We start from the raw sequence: 19,111 nt of genomic DNA, 5'->3' as shown, positions 1-19,111 counted from the left end.
ACATACGAAAGTTTTCTAAAGCTTTAAGGCTGGTCCGGGTTGAGTTGTTGCAATCGCGCACGTTCGGAATCGTCCAGCGGTTCCGGCTCGGCCATTCCGGCAGGCCGGCGGCGGACGAACACGAATACCAGGATCGCACCGAGAATGAGAATGACGAACGGGCCGCCCCACAAAAGCCACGTGCTGGCCTGTACGGGTGGCTCCAGCAGCACGAATTCCCCATAGCGCGCGACGAGGTAGTCGCGAACCTGCTGGTCGGTGTCACCGGCGACCAGGCGTTCGCGGACCAGCACCCGCAGATCGTGGGCCAGCGAAGCGTCGGAATCGTCGATGGACTGGTTCTGGCATACCAGGCACCGCAGTTCCCTGCCCAGTTCGCGGGCACGCATCTCAAGCGCGGGATCGGCCAGGACCTCATCCGGCGTGACCCCCGCCCTCGCGGGAAGGACGACCGACAGGACCAGTAACAGGATTATGCAGAACCTCATTGTTCCAGATGTCCGAGGATGGGGCGAATGGTATCACGCAGGTCGCGTTCCTGGATCGGGCCGACCTGCTTGTAGCGGATGATCCCCTTGCCATCGACGATGAAGGATTCGGGCACGCCATAGACACCCCAGTCGATGGCGGCGCGTCCATCCCTGTCCGTACCGATGCGGTCATAGGGATTGCCATGGCGGTTCAGCCAGGCGCGGGCATCCTCGGGCTTGTCCTTGTAGTTGATGCCGACGACCCGCACTCCCTCTTCGGCGAGTTTGGTGATGAACGGGTGTTCGACCCGGCAAGGCACACACCACGACGCGAAGACATTCACCAGTGTCACCTGTCCTTCAGCGAGATCCGACGTCGCCAGCCCCATCCCTTCGAGCCCCGGCAGGTCGAACTCCGGCGCCGGCTTGTCGAGCAGGGCCGAGGGCAGGACGCCCGGATCCTGCGTGAGGCCGATCGCCAGGAAGCCGGCAATGGCGACAAACGCAACGACCGGAATAATATACAACCATCGACGGCTCATGCGCTGGCTCCGGCGACCCCGGATGTTTCCCGCAGCGCGCGGTTGGTCTTCGGTACGCCGATGCGGAAACGCCGGTCAGCCAGCGAGAACAACCCGCCGACGCCCATGATTCCCGCCCCCAGCCAGATCCAGAGCACCAGCGGATTGTGATAGAGGCGGACCGTGTAGCTGCCGGGAGCGCTCTCGTCACCGAGCACGAAATAGAGATCGCGCCACAGGTTGGTGTCGATACCGGCTTCAGTGGTCGACCTTCCCTCCACCGGGAAGGAGCGCTTTTCGGAGTACAGCGTCGTCACCGGCTGGTCATCACGGGTGACCGAGAACGTGCCGCGAAGCCCCTCGTAGTTCGGCCCCTTTGCGGGTTGCACGCCGTCGAACCGGACCGTATAGCCGGCGATGCCGATTTCGTCGCCGGCCGTCATCGTCAGGATGCGCTCGCTCCGGCCGGCACTGGAGGCGGTGATCCCGGCAACGACGATACCAAGCCCGGCATGGGCAATGATGACCGCCCAGGCCGATCCGCGCAGACCGGAGAGCCGTTCGAGGCTGCGCCTGAGCGGCATGCGCAGCAGGCCGATGCGCTGGGCGAGGTCGTTGAGCGAACCCAGTACGAGCCAGGTGGCCAGCGTGAAGCCGAGCGCGGCCAGCGTACTGGCCCAGTCGATGTACAGCGCCGTCGTCACACCGACGGCCGCGGCGGCCATGAGGGCGGCGCTCAACCGTGCCAGCACGCCACCAATGTCGCCCCGCTTCCATGCCAGTGTGCTGCCAATCGGCACGGCGACAAGCAGTGGCAGCATGAGAGGTACGAAAGTGGCATCGAAAAATGGCGGACCAACGGAAATCTTCGGGCCGCCGACGGCATCGAGGAACAGCGGATAGAGGGTGCCGAGCAGCACGGTGGCGGTGGCGGTGGCGAGCAGCAGGTTGTTGAGCAGCAGGGCGCCTTCGCGGCTGATCGGGGCGAACAGCCCTCCCCCCTGCATGGTCGGGGCGCGCCAGGCATAGAGCGCCAGCGATCCGCCGATGGCGACGATCAGCAGTCCGAGAATGAAGACACCGCGCGCCGGATCGCTGGCGAAGGCATGGACCGAGGTGAGAACGCCCGAGCGCACCAGAAATGTGCCGAGCAGCGACAATGAGAAGGTGAGGATGGCCAGCAGGATGGTCCAGCTTTTCAGCGTCTCTCGCTTTTCGACGACAATCGCCGAATGGAGCAATGCCGTTCCTGCCAACCATGGCATGAAGGAGGCATTCTCCACCGGGTCCCAGAACCACCATCCGCCCCAGCCCAGCTCGTAATAGGCCCACCAGGAGCCCAGCGCGATGCCGAAGGTGAGCGCTATCCAGGCGGCCAGCGTCCAGGGCCGCACCCAGCGGGCCCAGCTCGCGTCGACGCGCCCCTCGATGAGCGCCGCCATGGCGAACGAGAAGGTCGTCGAGAAACCGACATACCCCAGATAGAGCATCGGCGGATGCATGGCGAGGCCGGGATCCTGGAGGATCGGATTGAGCCCCATTCCGTCCGTGGGTACCGGGTCGAGCCGCAGGAAGGGGTTGGAGGTGAGCAGCATGAAGGCAAGGAAGCCCACGCCGATCATGCCCTGAACGGCGAGCGTGCGGGCCTTGAACGGAGCCGGGAGGTTGCGGCCGAAAACGGCCACGGAAGCGCCGAACAGCGAGAGGATCTGCACCCAGAGGACCAGCGACCCCTCGTGATTGCCCCAGCTTCCGCTGATCTTGTAGATCAGCGGCTTGGTCGAGTGCGAGTTGGCGTAGACGTTGGCGATCGAGAAGTCGGAGACGACGTATCCGTGCAGCAGTGCGGCAAAGGCGAGACTGACGAAGACGAACTGGCCCAACGCCGCCGTCGTCGCCGTTCCCATCAGGAACGGATCCCGGCGCGCGGCACCCGCCATCGGCAGGGTCGACTGGACGATGGCCATCACGAACGCCATGACAAGTGCGAGATGTCCCAGTTCAGCCGTCACTGTGCCGTTTCCCCGTCCTCATTGTGTTTCCAGTAGCCCTGCGCCTTGAGCTCGTCGGCCAGTTCCTTGGGCATGTAGTTCTCGTCGTGCTTGGCCAGCACCTCGTCGGCGATGAACACACCGTCTCCTCCCAGGTACCCCTGGGCGATGATGCCCTGTCCCTCGCGAAACAGATCCGGCAGGACCCCCGCGAAGCGGATGGTGACGGCATGGTTGACATCCGTGACGTCGAACAGGACGCTGCCGTCGGGTTGCTGCTTGACGCTGCCGTCGACCACCAGCCCGCCAATGCGCAGGCGCTGGTTCTCGTCGACCTCCATCGCCTGGAGACGCGTCGGAGAAACGAAAAAGGTGATATTGTCGCTGAAAGCGGTCAGGATCAGTGCGGAGGCACCACCCAGCAGCAGCAACGCCACCAGGACCAGGACCATTCGCTGTTTCTTGCGGAATCTCATGCTTCAACTCCCGCCATCGGCCCGTTCCGGCTGCAGCGACGCAGCACGCTTCGGCCGCAGGGGTGCAGCCGGCCTGCCGCGTGCCGGACGGGGACGCAGCTCGCGGCGAAGATCCTCGAGCTCGACAGCACTCCTTCTCGAAGCGCCCCAGCTCTGCCAGAACAACCCGACCATGCAGACAGCGGCAAAACCGAATGCCGACCAGACGTAGGCGCCGTAGCCGCCCATGGCGATGAAATCCGTCAAGGCTTCGAATTCTCCCGGACTTTTTGAAGGGGAGGCATGAGACATGTCCGATCGTGACGACATGCCGGAGACCGCCCCGCGACCACGCGCATGGTTTTATGCTACTGCGAAGGAATGAGAGCAAGATGCTGGATCGTCGCTGCCGGATTGCAGGAACGTGAGGAAACTCGAACTCGACATCATCCGGGCCACCCTTGAGGAGACACCCGCCGAAGGCGAGGCCAATGCCCACACGATCTTCGTGCGCATGCGCGAGGCCCTCGACAGCGGCCATGCCATCATCCGCGACAATTTCGAGGAGAATGGCGACCCGGCGGCGGTGCACCGCCAGAATGCGCAGCTGATGGACACCGTCCTTCAGGCGGCGATGACCTTCGCATCGCGATATCTGTTCCGCCTGTCCAATCCCACATTGGGCGAGGATTTCGCGCTCGTCGCCGTCGGCGGCTACGGGCGGGCCGAACTGGCCCCCGCCTCCGACATCGACCTGCTGTTCCTCCACCCCTACAAGATCACCCCGCATCTGGAGCAGATGACCGAGTTCCTGCTGTACAAGCTGTGGGATCTCGGCCTCAAGGTCGGCCAGGCGACCCGTTCGGTCGACGAATGCATCAAGCTCGCGCGCAGCGACCTCACCGTCGAGACGGCCCTGCTGGAGGCGCGGCTGGTCTGGGGATCATCCTCGCTGTTCGAGGACCTGCAGCGGCGCTTCCGGCAGGATGTCGTCAGCGGCAACGAACAGGCGTTCATCGAGGGCAAGCTCGCCGAACGGGATGCGCGCCACGAACGGGTCGGTGACAGCCGCTACTTCCTCGAACCCAACATCAAGGAGGGCAAGGGCGGGCTGCGCGACCTGCACACGCTGATGTGGCTCGGCCGCTTCCTCTACGATACCGACGATCCCGCCCGGCTGGTGGAACATGGCGTGCTGACCAGGGAAGCTCTCGGCACCTTCCGCCGGTCGCAGCGCTTCCTGTGGGGCGTGCGCTGCCAGCTCCACTACCTCACCGGACGGGCCGAGGAGCGCCTGACCTTCGATCTCCAGCCGGAGATCGCCCGGCGAATGAACTATCGCGACCGCGGCAGGACGCTCGGCGTCGAGCGTTTCATGAAGCACTACTACCTCGTCGCCAAGAATGTCGGCGTCCTCACGCGCATCTTCTGCGCGGCCTTCGAGGAGCAGCACCGGCGCAAGCCGCGCTTCAGCCTGCACCGGCTGGGCTTCGGCCGGCAGCGCATCGACGGCTTCGAGGTGGCGGGCGGCAGGCTGACACTGGCCGATACGCATCTCTTCGAGAAAGAGCCCGTACGCATGATCGAGCTCTTCCGCATCGCCCAGGCCCGGGATCTCGACATCCACCCCACCGCCCTGACCGCCATATCGCAGAATCTCAAGCGGATCGACAGGTCGGTATGCACCAGCCCCGAGGCCAACCGGCTTTTCCTCGAAATCCTCACCGACCGGAGCGATCCGGCGATCGCCCTGACCCGCATGAACGACGCCGGAGTCATCGGCCGCTTCATTCCCGATTTCGGCCGCATCGTCGCCCTCATGCAGCACAACCTCTACCATGTGTTCACCGTCGACGAACACACCATCCGGGCCATCGCCATCCTCCACCAGATCGAAAGCGGCGAGCTCTCCGTGGAACTGCCGCTGGCCACCCGGCTGATGCCGCGCATCCAGCTGCGGACCGAGCTCTACGTCGCCGTGCTGCTGCACGATCTGGGCAAGGGCCGTGGCGGCGATCACAGCGACATCGGCGCCCGCATCGCAAGGCGGCTGTGCCCGCGCATGGGACTTTCCGAAAGCTCCACCGAAACGGTCGAGTGGCTGGTGCAGCAACACCTCGTCATGAGCGGCTATGCCTTCAAGCGCGACCTTGAGGACCCCAAGACCATTCAGGACTTCGTGGCCATCGTCCAGTCGCCCGAGCGGCTGCGCCTGCTCCTGATCCTGACCGCCGCCGACATCCGCGCCGTCGGACCCGGTGTCTGGAACGGCTGGAAGGGCCAGCTGCTGCGCGAGCTGTTCCACGAGGCCGAGGCGGCGATGTCCTCGGGAAATCCGTCCGGGCGCCGCCAGGAACGGGTCGACCATGCCCGGGACGTGCTGCGCCGCGCGCTGCTGGCCGAGGGCTGGGGCGAGGAGGAGGTCGGCCGCAACGAACAGCGTCATGACCCGCGCTATTTCCTCAGCATGACCCCGCAGGCGCAGATGCGTCATGCCACCACCATCCGCAGGGCCGACGCGGAAAACAGCCCGCTCGCCGTCGACTTCTTCGTCGACAGCTTTCGCGCGCGCACGGAAATGACCATCTACACCGCCGACCATCCCGGCCTGTTCATGAAGGTCGCCGGCGCCCTCGCCCTTTCCGGCGTGAGCATCGTCGACGCCCACATCTTCACCACCTCCGACGGCATGGCTCTCGACATGCTGGGATGCCAGGATGCCGAGCGCCGTTCGGCCGTCGAGGACGGCAGCCGGCTCGACCGCATCCGCCGCAACGTCCAGCGGGCGCTTGCCGGCGAGATCCGGCTGGAGAAGGAGCTGGCCGGTCGCCGCTCCCTGCCCGCCCGCACCGAAGTCTTCAAGGTCACGCCGCGCGTGCTCATCGACAACCAGGCGAGCCGCACCCACACCATCATCGAGGTCAACGGCCGCGACCGGCCGGGGCTTCTGTTCGACCTGTCCAAGGCGCTGAAGGAACTCGGGCTGGTCATCAACTCCGCCCATATCAGCACCTATGGCGAGCGGGTCGTCGACGTCTTCTACGTCAAGGACATCTTCGGCATGAAGGTCATCCACAAGGGCAAGCAGCGGCGTACCCGCGAGATGCTGCACGGCATTCTGGAGATACCGTCATGATCTATCTCGCGATCGCCGCTGCCGCCGGCGGTCTCGTCCTGCTGCTGTCCCGGCTCTTCCCCGGCACGCTCGATGGCGGGAACGACCCGGTGCGGCTCGTCTACTACGTGATATGGATCGCCGTGGTCGGTGCAACCCTGTTCGGCATCTTCCGCCAGAACTGGAAGGACTCGGTGAAACATGCGGTCATCTGGCTGCTGGTCCTGGTCGCCGGCTACACCCTGCGTCACGATTTCGGGCGGGCCGGCCGGAGCATCCTGGCCGGTCTCGTTCCGGGCATGGTGGTGGAAAGCGGCGGTGGCGAGGCTGTCCTGGCAAGGGGCGAGGACGGTCATTTCCACGCCTCCGTCATCGTCAACGGCACGACGCTGCGCATGCTGGTCGATACCGGTGCCTCGATGGTGGCACTCAGCGCCCGGGATGCCCGGGCCATCGGCCTCGACCCCGGCACCCTCGACTATTCCGGACAGGTACGCACGGCCAATGGCCGCGCCGAAGTGGCCCCCATACGCCTCGACGAGGTCACCATCGGCCCGATCACCTATCGCGACATCCGTGCGGTCGTCCTCGGCGATGGCCGCATGCAGGGCTCGCTGCTGGGCATGACCTTCCTCAGCCGCCTCGCCAGCTACCGCTTCGAGGGCGATCTCCTGATCCTGCAACGATGACAGGTTCGCACTCGTGAAGTTAAAGGAATTATTTCCTTGACTTTTCGATAGGGTTCATGGCAGGTACGGGAGCATGACACGATGTGCCCCGAGCCCCGTTCCTGCCGGAAATCCCGTGCGCCCGCCGCTGTCGGCGGGGCGGGAGATCCTGTTGCTGTGCCTGGGGCGGCTCCTGCTGCTGGGCTGGCTGCTGGTGTCGCGGCGCAGGGCGCATGGCGGGGTCCGCGAGGCGGCCCTGCCCGGCTTCCTGCGGATACCGGCGGGTTCGTTCTGCTACGCCACGCTCAGGGGCGGCGATCTCGCCCGGCAGTTGCGTTTTGCCATCATGGCGGCCGGGTATTACCGCGATTTCTGGCGGATGATGTACCTGGACGAGGTTGAAGGCCCGCGGACGGTCGATGCCGAACTGGCCCATCGCACCCATCGGCGCGAGGCGTGGCAGCGGATGCGGCCTGCCCCCATCGCGGCCGCTCCCGCCGCACCTGTAGCCCTTCACTACATGCGCGTTGCGGTTGTGGCTCCGGCCGATACCCGGCCACTGCGGACGGCAGGCCATGCATCCCGGAGCGCCATCCCTCCCCCGTGGAGACCTTCCCCACCGCAAGAGCCATCACACGCGCGCGCCCGATTCGCCCCGATCGATAAAATTCTACGAAAATTGGAGGCAATCCGAGGTTTCACAAGCCACACTCCCCGGCCGCCACGGCCGTATTCCGTTCTTCGCTATCGGCATCCCCATCCGACACTGCTAAACCGGCGCGCGCCAATTTCGAGGGGATGGCATGAACATCGTCAGGGCTGCGTTCACGGTCGGGTCGTTCACCGCATTGTCGCGGATCACGGGATTTGTGCGCGATCTGCTGATCGCCTTCATGCTCGGCGCCGGCGTGGCCGCAGACGCGTTCTTCGTCAGTTTCAAGCTGGCGAACTTCCTGCGCCGGCTGTTTGCCGAAGGCGCGTTCAATGCCGGTTTCGTGCCGTTGTTTTCCCGCACGCTGGAGGGGGAAGGCAGGGAGCCGGCGCGACGGTTCGCCGAGGAGGCGCTGGCGGTGATGACCACCGTGCTGCTGGCGACCGTGCTGCTGGTCGAGATCTTCATGCCCGGTTTCGTGCGCCTGATCGCGCATGGTTTCGAACCCGATGGCGAACGGTTCAGGCTGGCGGTCGAACTGAGCCGGATCACCTTTCCCTATCTGATGATGATCTCGTTGGCGGCACTGTTCAGCGGTGTGCTCAATGCCATCGGCAGGTTTGCCGCGGCGGCGTTCGCGCCGGTGTTGCTCAATCTGGTGTTGATCAGCGCATTGATGCTTTCGAGCCTGCACCCCGATGGCCCGGCCCATGCGCTGGCCTGGGGCGTGGCCGTGGCGGGCGTACTGCAACTCGCCTGGGTGGTGATGGCCGCACGGCGCAACGGCATGGCGCTGGCGCTGAAGCGGCCGAAGATCACTCCACGCATCAGGCGGCTGTTCGCGCTGGTCGTGCCGGGTGCGATCGGTGCGGGGGTCTACCAGATCAACCTGATCGTCGACATCTGGTTCGCATCGGGTCTCGCGGCGGGATCGATCTCCTATCTGTTCTATGCCGACCGCCTCAACCAGCTACCGCTGGGGATCATCGGCATCGCCATCGGCACGGCCCTGCTGCCGATGCTGAGCCGGCAGCTGCGCGCGGGCCAGCATCGGGCGGCGATGGCGACCCAGAACCGCTCGATCGAGCTGGCCCTGCTGCTGACCCTGCCGGCGGCGGCGGCCCTGATCGCCATCGGTCCGCAGATCATCGGCGTGCTGTTCCAGCGCGGGGCCTTTTCGGCGGCCGACACCGCGGCCACGGCCGGTGCGCTCATGGCCTTCGCCACGGGACTGCCGGCCTATGTGCTGATCAAGGTGCTCGCACCCGGTTTCTTCGCCCGGGAGGACACGCGCACGCCGGTGAAGGTCGCGGCGGCCAGCCTCCTTGTGAACATCCTGCTCATCACGATCCTCATAGGGCCGCTCCGGCATGTCGGCATCGCCCTTGCAACCTCGATATCGAACTGGATCAATGTGCTGTTGCTGGGCTGGCTCCTGCACAGGAGCGGCCATCTGGTCATCGCGCCGTCCCTCGCGCGCAGGATCATCGGCATGCTGGCGGCGACGGCCGTCATGGGGCTGCTGCTCTGGACCATGGCGGCGATGACCGATGGGATATCCCCGGCCGTCGCCCTCGCCCTCATGGTCATCGCCGGGGCCGCAGTCTATCTCGCAGGCGTGCAGGTGCTGGGCGGCACCGACCTGCGCGAGCTCAAGGCCATGGTCAGCCGCAACCGGAAATCGTAGAGTGACGGAGTACGCACGACTTCAAAGGGGAGACCCGCATTGCCACTTCCAGCCCCCCTGCACGGGCGCCTGCGCCTTCCCGTCGTTGCGGCGCCGATGTTCCTCGTCTCGGGCCCGGCCCTGGTGGTGGCCTGCTGCAGGGCCGGCATACTGGGCAGCTTCCCCTCGCTCAACCAGCGCAGCGTCGGGGGGCTTGCCGCGTGGCTGGACGAGATCGAAGGCTCGCTCGGTGCCGGGGACGCGCCCTATGCGGTCAATCTGATCGTCCATGACACCAATACGCGGCTGGACGCCGACCTCGACCTTTGCGTCGCGCGCAGGGTGCCGGTCGTGATCACCTCCTTCGGCGCCCGGCTCGATGTCATCCGACGGGTGAAGGACTATGGCGGGATCGTCTTTCACGACGTGATCAGCCGGCGGCATGCTGAAAAGGCCATCGAGGCCGGCGTCGACGGGCTTATCCTCGTCAGTGCGGGAGCTGGCGGTCATGCGGGCACGCTCAACCCCATCGCGTTCTGCCGCGAGCTCCGCGGCTTCTACGACGGCTGCATCCTGCTGTCGGGATCGATCGGCGATGGCGCCGGCATCGCCGCGGCGCGGGCCATGGGCGCGGACCTGGCCTATATGGGCACCCGGTTCATCGCCACGGCCGAGAGCGCCGCGGCGGACCGCTACAAGGCCATGATCGGGCAGGGCCACATGGCCGACATCGTCTATACGCCGAACATCTCCGGAGTGAATGCCAACTTCCTTGCCGCAAGCATCGTCGAGGCGGGCCTCGATCCCGCGGCACCGCCGAGGCCGTTCCGCCCCGACATGGGCAAGGAACTCGATCACGGCCAGAAAGCGTGGAAAGACATATGGTCGGCCGGCCACGGCATCGGCAGCATCGACGACTGTCCCCCCGTATCGGAACTGGTCGACCGCCTGGACAGGGAATACCGGCAGGCAATAACCGATCTCGGCGGTAAAATCGCCCGGAATCGTTAATCCGCAGGTGTACCGGCCTGCATTCACTTATCTACACATGAATAATATTAACCATTGCCTTGATACTTCCAATTAAATTCATCGAGATTTTAAATACATTGAAAATACAATTTGAATTAACGTTAATAAAAAAGAATAGTGAATGATCGTTTTATTTGTAGCGTTAACGGGATGAAATGATGATATTGCAGTTCATCGAAGCGGCGGGATGAACTTCAGGGTTTGCCGCAGACTTCGAGAAGATGATCGACAGTTCTGCGGGAAGAAGACATGCGTTACCTGGCATTGGGCGTTGCGGTTGTTGTGGCGGGTCTTTCGGTTCGGGCCGAGGCCTTCCAGGATGACTGGCGCGGGCGGGGTCTGGAGACGCCCATCGGCGTCGACGGCGGCCGCATGGAAGAAGGCCCGATGCCGTTTCTGCGCGACGAGATGGGTCGCCGGGTCGAGGTGCGTGCGCCCTACGGCACGACGCTGTCCACGGCCATCGGCAACCTGATCAATGTCCAGGCAGGCCGCGGGGCCACGGTGGTGATCAACGCGATGCAGATCAACACCGGCAACCAGCGGGCCACCACCACCATCGACGGTTCCACCGCCGATGCCATGCTGAAGAATGTCGAGACCGTCGAGCCGGCGGCCGGCCCGGCCAACTGAGCCTTCCTTTCCCCCATCATCGTCCCCATGGCCCGGCCGGCCTCCACCCCTGACCACCGACGGATAGCGATATCTCGATCCCCGGATCGACAACAAACAAAAGGTTCGACCATGCTGAGCAAGATTTCCCTGAAGAGGGCGTCGGCGGCCCTGTGCTGTCTGGCCGCCACCGCCTGCACCAATCCCTACGCCACCGGCGGCAACTACGCCTCGCCGATCGGCGGCGCCCCGGTCCTGGAGAACCCCTCGCTCTACACCCCCGCGCTCACCTGCCTGTCCCTGGAGATGGCGATGAAGGGCCGCGGCCCGGCCACCGTCACCGTCGGCAAGATCCTCGACTATACCGGCAAGGACGACCTCGAGACCGGCAAGCGGCTGACCCAGGGTGCCGCCCTGATGGCGATGTCCGCGCTGGGCAAGGCGAAGATCCCGCAGGTCGAACGCTTCGACACCTCGGTCACCGAGCTCGAACTCAAATGGGCCGACAACAAGCTCATCGGCGACCCCGCCTCGGACAAGGGCTACCGGCCGATCCTCGCCGGCCAGATCGAGGGGTCCGACTACCACATCATCGGCGGCATCACCGAGATGAACTACAACATCCGCTCGAACAATGTCGAACTGCTGTTCGACGCCTTCTCCGGCAGCGGCCGCACCTACGTCATGAACATCGGCGTCGACCTGCGCCTGGTGAACAGCCGCACGCTCAAGGTGGTCGACACGGTGTCCTACCAGAAGCAGGTCATCGGCCGCGAGATCCGCGCCGGCGTGTTCGAGTTCTTCGGCAACAAGGTGTTCGACCTCGGCCTCGGCGAACGCTCGCTCGAACCCATCCAGCTGGCCGTCCGTTCGGTCATCGAGCGCGGCGTGTTCGAGCTGATGCGCGACCTGCACAAGCTGCCGCGCAACACCTGCGGCGACGTGCTCGGCCATTCCGACGCCCAGATGGAGGATGCCTCCGCCATCAGGACCGGGTCCTGACCGCCGCCCGCCGCTTCCCTTCCACCCTTTCCATCCACCCCCGCGAGCCGGCTTCCCCCATCCGGTCCGGTTCGCCCCTGACGAACGCTCAACCCCCCAAGGAGAAAACCTGATGCGTATGTTCACCCTCACCGCCCTGGCCACCGTCCTGGCCGCCTCGGCCGCCGTCTCCGCCCAGGCCCAGGACTGCGGCACCGACTGCGTCGTCTCGCCGGTCGAGATCCACCTCGACAAGGACATCTACCTCAACGGCACCAGCGGCCTGAAGCTCTCCAACGTCAAGGTCGTCGCCCCCGAGGTCGAAATCCCCGTCATTCCCCCCGTCTCCCTCGACAACGCCGTCGAACTCTACCAGTCCAACACCGGCGACATCTCCGCCACCAAGACCCTGTCGATCAACGGCGTGACCGAGATGGAAGCCAGCGCGACGGCGATCGCCAACGTCGCCAACATCGACGTCCAGGGCGGCCTGTCCCTCGAAGGTGCGCAGTCCAACGACGGCAGCGTTTCGTCGCAGCTGAACGTCACGTCCTGGCATGGCAACGACCTCGACGCCACCTCGACCGCCATCGGCAACGCCGTCAACGCCACCACCACCGGCGACGCCATCTTCGACATGCGCCAGACCAACAGCGGCGAATCGATCACGGCTTCGCTGGATGCCAACGTGATGGGCCGCGGCGTCGGCGAGGTCAACACGGCCGCCACCGCCATCGCCAACAGCTTCAGCCTCAACCTGGACGGCTCGGCCATCGGCTCGATCGTGCAGGAGAACTGCGCCGACGTCACCGCCACCAACACCGACGTCATCAACGTCTTCAAGGATCCGGCCACCGCCACCGCCATCGGCAACGCGGTCAACATCACCAGCACGCCGATCGCCCTGCCCTGATCCTTCGGGTTCAGAGACTCAGCATGACCTGGGGGCGGCTTCGGCCGCCCCCTCTTTTTTGCAATGCGGGCAGGTGCCGGCCCTCTTCCGCCGCTCCCGCGGCGTACACCGGCCGGTCGATGCGCCCCCGAGCAGGGCGAACGAGCCGCGGGACAGGAACCAGCGCTTGCCGAACCGGTTCGAATAGACGAAGCGCAGCTGCCCCACCCGCAACATCTCGAAGCGGTCCCAGCGCTCGAAACCCGCACGCAATATGCCGTTCAGCGACGCCGCATTGTCGCTGCGGCAGTAGATCGAGACCGCCCTGGCACCGATATCCGCCCCCAGCCCGCGCAGGGCGCGCAGCAGGCTTGCATAGTGGCCCCTCCCGCGGCGTCCGGGAGGTGTCCAGAAACTCCACAGGTAGAGTTCGCTGTCGCAGAGCTCGATGTCGAGACCGCCTTCCCAGGGAACCCGCAGCGCCTCGCGCCCGGCCGGGCCGCCACCGCCCAGCAGCCGGCCGGAGACATACCCGCATGAGAGGACATCGCCATTGGCGCCACGAAGCACCGCGACCCGATGACAGCCCGGCTCGCCCTCCATGAGGGCCGCATGGGAGTAATAGCGGCCATGCGACGCGAACAACGGCTGCAACTCCGACTCATCGACGAATTCCAGACGTTCGCCGTCGCGGCCGGCAACCGGGCCCGGCAGGGGATCGGCGCACAGCACCTCGAAACGCCTGGCGAATATCATCTCCACCAAGCGATAATATACCATTGAGGAATACTTCAATGCGGAGACTTTCCCGGCAGCACCTGTCCCGATCCGAACCATGCAGACACCCCTGCGCGGCATATGCGCCGAAACCCCGGAGCGTGTCCATCGCCGGCACGATCCGGGGCAATGGCCGGCATCCCGGACCGCCGGTCGATGCCCGGTCCTACTCGAAGCCCACGCCCGAACCCGAGACGGCGACGCCGCCGTCCAGCGAGGACCCGATGACAACGACATCCCTGGCCCCGTCATCGACATAGGTCGTGCCCGTGCCGTAGGGCTCGCGGACCACGCGGACCAGATGTCCCTGATGGTTGTAGACGATGTAACCCGAGGGCGAGGAGCGAACAACATGTCGCACCTTTCCGTCCCGGTCATAGGTGAGGGCCGATCCGGCCTGGGCCGTGGCCGATACCATGGCAAGGCCGAGAGCGGCGACGACGAGCGTGGTTTTCATGATCCGTTTTTCCACCGCTGGATTGTTGAACCGCGACCGGGTCGACGGCGGACCGGCCGTGGCGATGAATGACGAAGGGATCGAACTCTCCTCATGACGGCACATCCGCGCCGCATGCCCGAACGCCCACCGATCCCGCCACCCCCGTGGCTCCATCACCGCCCTGCCCGCCGCCGCCGACCGGCGAGAACTGCCGTGCATTCCCGAGGGACTGCCGGCCTTCCGGGACACCTCCACCGCCTCAAGCCCGGTTTCGCCGGGAGCGATGGCGTGCCCTGCCGATGGGTTAACGTTAACGCCCGATTCGCACCCTGTATCCTTCATATTCAATTTTCCATTACCATAATATGTTGTCGCACCGTCTGGACGGCCGCGGCGCGTTGAGGCAAGACTGGCTGCCCATCGCCGCCGCCGGCCGGGCGGAACGGCAGGAAAGAACGACAGGGACAAGGGGAGGACGGGGACATGCGGCTCGCGGGCAAGACAGCCATCATCACCGGTGCGGCATCGGGTTTCGGCAAGGGCATCGCCGAGCGGTTCGCCGCCGAAGGAGCGAAGGTCGCGCTGTTCGACCTCAACGGCGACGGTGCGGCCTCGGTCGCGGCATCCATCGGCGATGCAGCCAGCGCCCACACCTGCGACGTTGCCGACCGCAATTCGGTGAACGACGCGGTGGCCGCCGCCCGCGAAACCCTCGGCAGGATCGACATCGTCGTCAACAATGCCGGCACCAGCCACCGCAACCGGCCGATGCTGGAAGTCGGCGAGGAGGAGTTCGACCGGGTGATGGCGGTCAACGTCAAGTCGATCTTCCTCATGACCCACGCCACCCTGCCGCCGATGCGCGACCAGGGCTCCGGCTGCATCATCAATATCGGCTCCACCGCCGGCATCCGTCCGCGCCCCGGCCTGACATGGTACAATGCCTCCAAGGGGGCGGTGAACCTGATGTCGAAGTCGATGGCGGTCGAACTGGCCCCCGACCGCATCCGCGTCAACTGCATCGCGCCGGTTGCCGGATCGACGCCGCTGCTCGCCACCTTCATGGGCCAGGAGGATACGCCCGAAGCCCGCGCCCGCTTCATCGCCACGATCCCCTGGGGCCGGCTGAGCGAGGCGGAGGACATCGCCAGCGCCGCGCTCTACCTCGCCTCCGACGAGGCCGATCTCGTGACCGGCGTGGTGCTGGAGATCGACGGCGGCCGCTGCATCTGAGCCGTCAGCATCCGGACAATTTCCTGAAAATTTTAGCGATCGGCCGGAGTCCGGCGCTCAGCCCGCGACGTCCCCGAGAGACAATGTTCCGTGGCCCGTGGAACGATCCACCGGAGCCAACCGCCCGCCGGCACGTGCCCGGACCGGTTCGCCGGCGGCAACGTGCGGAATCGTGACGGCCCTTTCCGCCAGCAGCCTCTCGCCGGCCTCCCGCAGATGGTCGACGAGACTGCCGGTGAGACGGCGCACGAGACGACGGCGGCCGCGTTCGCGCATCAGCGCCTGTTGATGCAGCGGATCCCAGCTCAGTTCACGGGACCGCCTCGCGCGTTCGGCCGCGGCCATCGCCGGCCGGCATGGACGGTCGTCGTCCATCGCGGGCCGCGCGTGCACGGGCGGGTCGGTCCGGCGCAGGACCGAGCGCAGCAGCGCATCGAGCGCACGCACGCCATGCCTGCGAATCGCCCAATCCAGCCATTCCGCCTCGTCGGGATGCCGGTGGTCGGGGTCATGCGCAAGATGCTGGCGAAGCCGGTCGAACCACGGGCGTGCCCAGGGAAACAGCAACGCCCGCAGACCAGCGCGGTCGCGCGTGGCCACCTCCTCCAGTGCGGCAATCACGGCCGCCGCCCGTGGAAGGGTTCGCAGCCGTTCTGTGCACACCCCGTCGGGAGCGGCCGTGGACGGAGCCGCGACACCCGCCGTCCTGCCCGTCACCGCCAACCAGCAGGCCCTGAGGAATCGCGGCGCCCGCCAGCAGGAAACCCGGCTGACGAAAGGACGCGCGGAACGGGTGGGCATGGTCGTCATGAGCGGAAAGATGCGTCAGGACAGAATGAAGTGTCAAGGAATATTTTCATATCCCCTTGTCGATCCATGTCCGCCCGTGCCCGCATGGCGCATGGGAAACGCGGATTTCAGCGCCCGACGAAGAGGAAACCGACCGCCGCCATGATGCAGCCGAAGGCCGCGAAATGGCGCCATGACAGGGCTTCGCCCAGCACGAGGACCATGAAGCCGCCGAAGACGACCAGGGCGATGGCCTCCTGGATGATCTTGAGTTGCCCGGCGGTAAAGCCCGAGGCATAGCCGAGGCGATTGGCGGGCACAGCAAGGCAGTATTCGACGAAGGCGATCGACCAGCTGATCATGATGACCGCGAACAGCGGTTTCGCCATGCCGCCCTTGAGGTGCCAGTACCACGCGACCGTCATGAAGAGGTTCGAAACGACCAGCAGCAGGATTGTGGGCATGGCGACATTCCAGGTGGGGGCGACGGGCTTCTACTCCGCAATCCGTCATGCCGCCAGCACTTGCGTGCGGGCCCGGGCGAACGGGATGCGGCCCTGCCGCGAAGCCGGTCCCGTCATCGGCATCCCGCCGAGACCCCGCTTGATCCTCGCCCTTGGCAAGCCACGCTGCTAGAAGCGCGTGCATGACGACCGAGCTCGTATCCGTCCTGCTGCCGCTGCCCTTCGATCGGTCCTTCACCTATGCCGTCAAGGCCGGGCCGGTTCCGCTTCCGGGCCGCTTCGTGCGTGTACCCTTCGGGCCGCGGCGGGCAATCGGCGTGGTCTGGGATCATCCGGTGGACCGGGACATGGCGGCCGACCGGATCAAGGCGGTGGAGGCCATTCTCGACGTGCCGCCACTGTCGGCGGCGCTGCGCCGGCTGGCCGACGACATGGCCGCATCAACGCTCTCGCCGCTGGGTTCGGTGCTGCGGCTGCTGATGCCGGTGCCGGCGGCCCTTGAACCCGGGCCGGTGAAGACCGCCTACGAGCTTGCTCCCGACCTCGACCGCGAGCGCCTGGACGAACGGCGCGAGCGGGTGGCGGCCATTGTCGACGGGCATGGCCCATTGCAGGCGACGGCCCTTGCCCGCGAGGCCGGCGTGTCGGCGGGAATCGTCAGGAAGATGACGGAAGCGGGACAGCTTCGCACCATCGAGATCGACGCCGACCGGCTCGACCTGCCGCCATGCCACGAGGGAACGGCCTTCGACCTCACACCCTCGCAACGGGCCGCCGCCGACCGGCTGGTGGCGGCACTCGACCGCCCGGACGACGATTTCTGGCTGCTGGAGGGCGTGCCGGGATCGGGCAAGACCGAGGTCTACCTGGAAGCCATCGAAGCCTCGCTGCGTGCCGGACGGCCGGTGCTGGTCCTGCTGCCGGAGATCGCCCTGTCGGCCCAGTGGCTCAGGCGCTTCGAGGCGCGGTTCGGCACCGCCCCGCTCGCCTGGCATTCGGGCCTTACCCAGGTGCAGCGGCGCCGGACATGGAAGGCCGTCGCGCGTGGCGACGCGAAGGTGCTGGTGGGTGCGCGCTCGGCGCTGTTCCTGCCCTTCCCCTCGCTGGGGCTGGTGGTGATGGACGAGGCGCACGACACCAGCTTCAAGCAGGAGGACGGCGTCGTCTACGATGCCCGCCTGATCGCCCGCAGGCGCTGCGCCTTCGAGGGGGCGACGCTCATTCTCGTCAGCGCCACGCCCTCGCTCGAAACGCTGATCGGCGTGCGGCCGGAGCGTCATATCGTGCTGGAGGACCGTTTTGCCTCCGCCCCCAAGCCGCAGGTCGGAATCGTCGACCTGCGCCGGCAGCGGCCGCCCGCCGGCACCTTCCTCGGCGAAGCCCTGCGCGACGGCGTCCGTGAGGCGATGGCCGCCGGCGAGCAGGCGATGCTGTTCCTCAACCGCCGCGGCTACGCGCCGCTCACCATCTGCCGTGCCTGCGGCTATCGCATGCATTGCCCCAACTGCACCGCCTGGCTCACCTCGCACCGCTACCGGCCGCGCCTGCAATGCCACCACTGCGGCTATTCACGGCCTTTGCCCGACCATTGCCCGGAATGCGGGACGCTGGACCACATCGCCGCTTCCGGTCCGGGCGTGGAGCGCATCGCCGACGAGTTGCGCAGTTTCGCCCCCGAAGCGCGCGTGGCGGTCATGACCAGCGACACCATCCACTCCAGCGACAGCGCCACCGCGATGATCGAGGCGATCCTCGCCCACCAGGTGGACGTCATCATCGGCACCCAGCTCATCGCCAAGGGCCACCATTTCCCCGACCTCACCTTCGTCGGCGTGGTCGACGCCGACATCGGCCTCGGCGGCGGCGACCTGCGCGCGGGCGAACGCACCTTCCAGTTGCTCTACCAGCTCGCCGGGCGCGCCGGGCGCGAAAGCCGTCCGGGTCGCGTGCTCATCCAGACCCGCGACCCCGGCCATCCGGTGATGCGGGCGCTGGCCGGAGGCGACCGCGACAGCTTCATCAGGGCCGAGCTGGACGAGCGCCGCGAGGGACACATGCCGCCCTTCGGCCGGCTCGCGGCACTGATCCTCTCCGGTCCCGACCACGAACTCGTCGCGCATGAGGGCCGCCGGCTGGCCGCCTGCGCGCCCGATCTCGACAACGTCCTCATCCTCGGCCCGGCTCCCGCCCCGCTCACCATGCTGCGCGGCCGCTACCGCGAGCGCTTCCTCGTCAAGGCCACGCCGGAGACCGACCTGCCCGCCATCCTGCGCGGCTGGCTGTCCACCATCCAGCTCGCCCGCAACGTCCGCCTGCGCGTCGACATCGATCCGCAGAACTTCCTTTGAGCATCC

Annotated in this window: 19 protein-coding genes; 10 read left to right on the top strand and 9 right to left on the bottom strand. The window is 66.2% G+C overall.

The window, feature by feature from the left end; all coding sequences use genetic code 11:
* Window positions 1–23: 23 nt before the first annotated feature.
* Genes H6851_11695 through ccmD form a run of 5 tightly spaced genes read right to left on the bottom strand, consistent with a single transcriptional unit; the run spans window position 24 to window position 3,749 of the window.
* A complete protein-coding gene (locus H6851_11695) occupies window positions 24–488 on the bottom strand; it encodes a cytochrome c-type biogenesis protein CcmH (protein MCB9944266.1) in 465 nt (154 codons plus the stop codon).
* Window positions 485–1,012 carry a DsbE family thiol:disulfide interchange protein gene (locus tag H6851_11690; GenBank protein MCB9944265.1) on the bottom strand — a complete coding sequence of 176 codons (528 nt, stop codon included), beginning with the start codon at window positions 1,010–1,012 and terminating at the stop codon, window positions 485–487. The genes H6851_11695 and H6851_11690 overlap by 4 nt, the downstream gene beginning before the upstream one ends.
* On the bottom strand, window positions 1,009–3,003 hold the full coding sequence (locus H6851_11685; protein ID MCB9944264.1) for a heme lyase CcmF/NrfE family subunit: 1,995 nt from the start codon (window positions 3,001–3,003) through the stop codon (window positions 1,009–1,011). The genes H6851_11690 and H6851_11685 overlap by 4 nt, the downstream gene beginning before the upstream one ends.
* Complete coding sequence (gene ccmE, locus H6851_11680) at window positions 3,000–3,458, bottom strand: cytochrome c maturation protein CcmE (protein ID MCB9944263.1); 459 nt, start codon at window positions 3,456–3,458, stop codon at window positions 3,000–3,002. The genes H6851_11685 and ccmE overlap by 4 nt, the downstream gene beginning before the upstream one ends.
* A gap of 3 nt (window positions 3,459–3,461) precedes the next feature.
* Window positions 3,462–3,749, bottom strand: coding sequence for a heme exporter protein CcmD (gene ccmD, locus H6851_11675; protein ID MCB9944262.1), 288 nt, complete (start codon window positions 3,747–3,749; stop codon window positions 3,462–3,464).
* Window positions 3,750–3,843: 94 nt separating this feature from the next.
* Here ccmD and H6851_11670 point away from each other — a divergent pair, with 94 nt between their 5' ends.
* The 7 genes from H6851_11670 (at window position 3,844) to H6851_11640 (ending at window position 13,076) form a co-directional block, all read left to right on the top strand.
* The gene (locus H6851_11670; GenBank protein MCB9944261.1) at window positions 3,844–6,573 is read left to right on the top strand and encodes a [protein-PII] uridylyltransferase; all 2,730 of its coding nucleotides are present in this window, start codon (window positions 3,844–3,846) and stop codon (window positions 6,571–6,573) included.
* A complete protein-coding gene (locus H6851_11665; protein ID MCB9944260.1) occupies window positions 6,570–7,241 on the top strand; it encodes a TIGR02281 family clan AA aspartic protease in 672 nt (223 codons plus the stop codon). Before H6851_11670 ends, H6851_11665 begins: the two co-directional genes overlap by 4 nt.
* A 782-nt stretch (window positions 7,242–8,023) precedes the next feature.
* The gene (gene murJ / locus H6851_11660; GenBank protein ID MCB9944259.1) at window positions 8,024–9,559 is read left to right on the top strand and encodes a murein biosynthesis integral membrane protein MurJ; all 1,536 of its coding nucleotides are present in this window, start codon (window positions 8,024–8,026) and stop codon (window positions 9,557–9,559) included.
* Window positions 9,560–9,598: 39 nt separating this feature from the next.
* Complete coding sequence (locus tag H6851_11655; protein ID MCB9944258.1) at window positions 9,599–10,549, top strand: nitronate monooxygenase; 951 nt, start codon at window positions 9,599–9,601, stop codon at window positions 10,547–10,549.
* Between the two features lie 270 nt (window positions 10,550–10,819).
* The gene (locus H6851_11650) at window positions 10,820–11,203 is read left to right on the top strand and encodes a hypothetical protein (protein MCB9944257.1); all 384 of its coding nucleotides are present in this window, start codon (window positions 10,820–10,822) and stop codon (window positions 11,201–11,203) included.
* Between the two features lie 111 nt (window positions 11,204–11,314).
* Window positions 11,315–12,184 (top strand): holdfast anchoring protein HfaB, encoded by an 870-nt coding sequence (gene hfaB / locus H6851_11645; GenBank protein ID MCB9944256.1) that lies wholly within the window; start codon window positions 11,315–11,317, stop codon window positions 12,182–12,184.
* A 112-nt stretch (window positions 12,185–12,296) separates the two neighbouring features.
* Window positions 12,297–13,076, top strand: a complete 780-nt coding sequence (locus H6851_11640) for a hypothetical protein (GenBank protein MCB9944255.1) — start codon at window positions 12,297–12,299, stop codon at window positions 13,074–13,076.
* Between the two features lie 18 nt (window positions 13,077–13,094).
* Here H6851_11640 and H6851_11635 read toward each other — a convergent pair whose 3' ends face one another.
* Both H6851_11635 and H6851_11630 read right to left on the bottom strand, forming a co-directional pair.
* A complete protein-coding gene (locus H6851_11635; GenBank protein MCB9944254.1) occupies window positions 13,095–13,835 on the bottom strand; it encodes a hypothetical protein in 741 nt (246 codons plus the stop codon).
* A 163-nt stretch (window positions 13,836–13,998) separates the two neighbouring features.
* Window positions 13,999–14,490, bottom strand: a complete 492-nt coding sequence (locus tag H6851_11630) for a hypothetical protein (protein MCB9944253.1) — start codon at window positions 14,488–14,490, stop codon at window positions 13,999–14,001.
* 264 nt (window positions 14,491–14,754) lie between these two features.
* Here H6851_11630 and H6851_11625 point away from each other — a divergent pair, with 264 nt between their 5' ends.
* Window positions 14,755–15,504 (top strand): glucose 1-dehydrogenase, encoded by a 750-nt coding sequence (locus H6851_11625; protein ID MCB9944252.1) that lies wholly within the window; start codon window positions 14,755–14,757, stop codon window positions 15,502–15,504.
* A 57-nt stretch (window positions 15,505–15,561) separates the two neighbouring features.
* Here the strand turns inward: H6851_11625 and H6851_11620 are convergent, their stop codons facing one another.
* Together H6851_11620 and H6851_11615 are read right to left on the bottom strand one after the other, a co-directional pair.
* Window positions 15,562–16,314 (bottom strand): hypothetical protein, encoded by a 753-nt coding sequence (locus H6851_11620; GenBank protein ID MCB9944251.1) that lies wholly within the window; start codon window positions 16,312–16,314, stop codon window positions 15,562–15,564.
* A gap of 107 nt (window positions 16,315–16,421) precedes the next feature.
* Window positions 16,422–16,757 carry a DMT family protein gene (locus H6851_11615; protein MCB9944250.1) on the bottom strand — a complete coding sequence of 112 codons (336 nt, stop codon included), beginning with the start codon at window positions 16,755–16,757 and terminating at the stop codon, window positions 16,422–16,424.
* Here H6851_11615 and H6851_11610 point away from each other — a divergent pair.
* A complete protein-coding gene (locus H6851_11610; protein ID MCB9944249.1) occupies window positions 16,756–16,929 on the top strand; it encodes a hypothetical protein in 174 nt (57 codons plus the stop codon). The genes H6851_11615 and H6851_11610 overlap by 2 nt on opposite strands.
* Window positions 16,930–16,939: 10 nt before the next feature.
* The gene (locus H6851_11605) at window positions 16,940–19,105 is read left to right on the top strand and encodes a primosomal protein N' (GenBank protein ID MCB9944248.1); all 2,166 of its coding nucleotides are present in this window, start codon (window positions 16,940–16,942) and stop codon (window positions 19,103–19,105) included.
* The last annotated feature ends 6 nt before the right edge of the window (window positions 19,106–19,111 follow it).

Source organism: Geminicoccaceae bacterium (assembly GCA_020638465.1).
In the GTDB taxonomy this organism is placed as follows: domain Bacteria; phylum Pseudomonadota; class Alphaproteobacteria; order Geminicoccales; family Geminicoccaceae; genus JAGREO01.
Note: the sequence above shows the minus strand (reverse complement) of the source record. Positions and strands in the feature narration are given on the sequence as shown.

Bases quoted from the DNA above. Each gene is read 5' to 3' on its own strand.
- H6851_11695 (MCB9944266.1), bottom strand. From the start codon at position 488: ATGAGGTTCTGCATAATCCTGTTACTGGTCCTGTCGGTCGTCCTTCCC.
- H6851_11690 (MCB9944265.1), bottom strand. From the start codon at position 1,012: ATGAGCCGTCGATGGTTGTATATTATTCCGGTCGTTGCGTTTGTCGCC.
- ccmE (MCB9944263.1), bottom strand. From the start codon at position 3,458: ATGAGATTCCGCAAGAAACAGCGAATGGTCCTGGTCCTGGTGGCGTTG.
- ccmD (MCB9944262.1), bottom strand. From the start codon at position 3,749: ATGTCTCATGCCTCCCCTTCAAAAAGTCCGGGAGAATTCGAAGCCTTG.
- H6851_11665 (MCB9944260.1), top strand. From the start codon at position 6,570: ATGATCTATCTCGCGATCGCCGCTGCCGCCGGCGGTCTCGTCCTGCTG.
- murJ (MCB9944259.1), top strand. From the start codon at position 8,024: ATGAACATCGTCAGGGCTGCGTTCACGGTCGGGTCGTTCACCGCATTG.
- H6851_11650 (MCB9944257.1), top strand. From the start codon at position 10,820: ATGCGTTACCTGGCATTGGGCGTTGCGGTTGTTGTGGCGGGTCTTTCG.
- hfaB (MCB9944256.1), top strand. From the start codon at position 11,315: ATGCTGAGCAAGATTTCCCTGAAGAGGGCGTCGGCGGCCCTGTGCTGT.
- H6851_11640 (MCB9944255.1), top strand. From the start codon at position 12,297: ATGCGTATGTTCACCCTCACCGCCCTGGCCACCGTCCTGGCCGCCTCG.
- H6851_11635 (MCB9944254.1), bottom strand. From the start codon at position 13,835: ATGGTATATTATCGCTTGGTGGAGATGATATTCGCCAGGCGTTTCGAG.
- H6851_11630 (MCB9944253.1), bottom strand. From the start codon at position 14,490: ATGCACGGCAGTTCTCGCCGGTCGGCGGCGGCGGGCAGGGCGGTGATG.
- H6851_11625 (MCB9944252.1), top strand. From the start codon at position 14,755: ATGCGGCTCGCGGGCAAGACAGCCATCATCACCGGTGCGGCATCGGGT.
- H6851_11620 (MCB9944251.1), bottom strand. From the start codon at position 16,314: ATGACGACCATGCCCACCCGTTCCGCGCGTCCTTTCGTCAGCCGGGTT.
- H6851_11610 (MCB9944249.1), top strand. From the start codon at position 16,756: ATGGCGACATTCCAGGTGGGGGCGACGGGCTTCTACTCCGCAATCCGT.
- H6851_11615 (MCB9944250.1), bottom strand. From the start codon at position 16,757: ATGCCCACAATCCTGCTGCTGGTCGTTTCGAACCTCTTCATGACGGTC.
- H6851_11605 (MCB9944248.1), top strand. From the start codon at position 16,940: ATGACGACCGAGCTCGTATCCGTCCTGCTGCCGCTGCCCTTCGATCGG.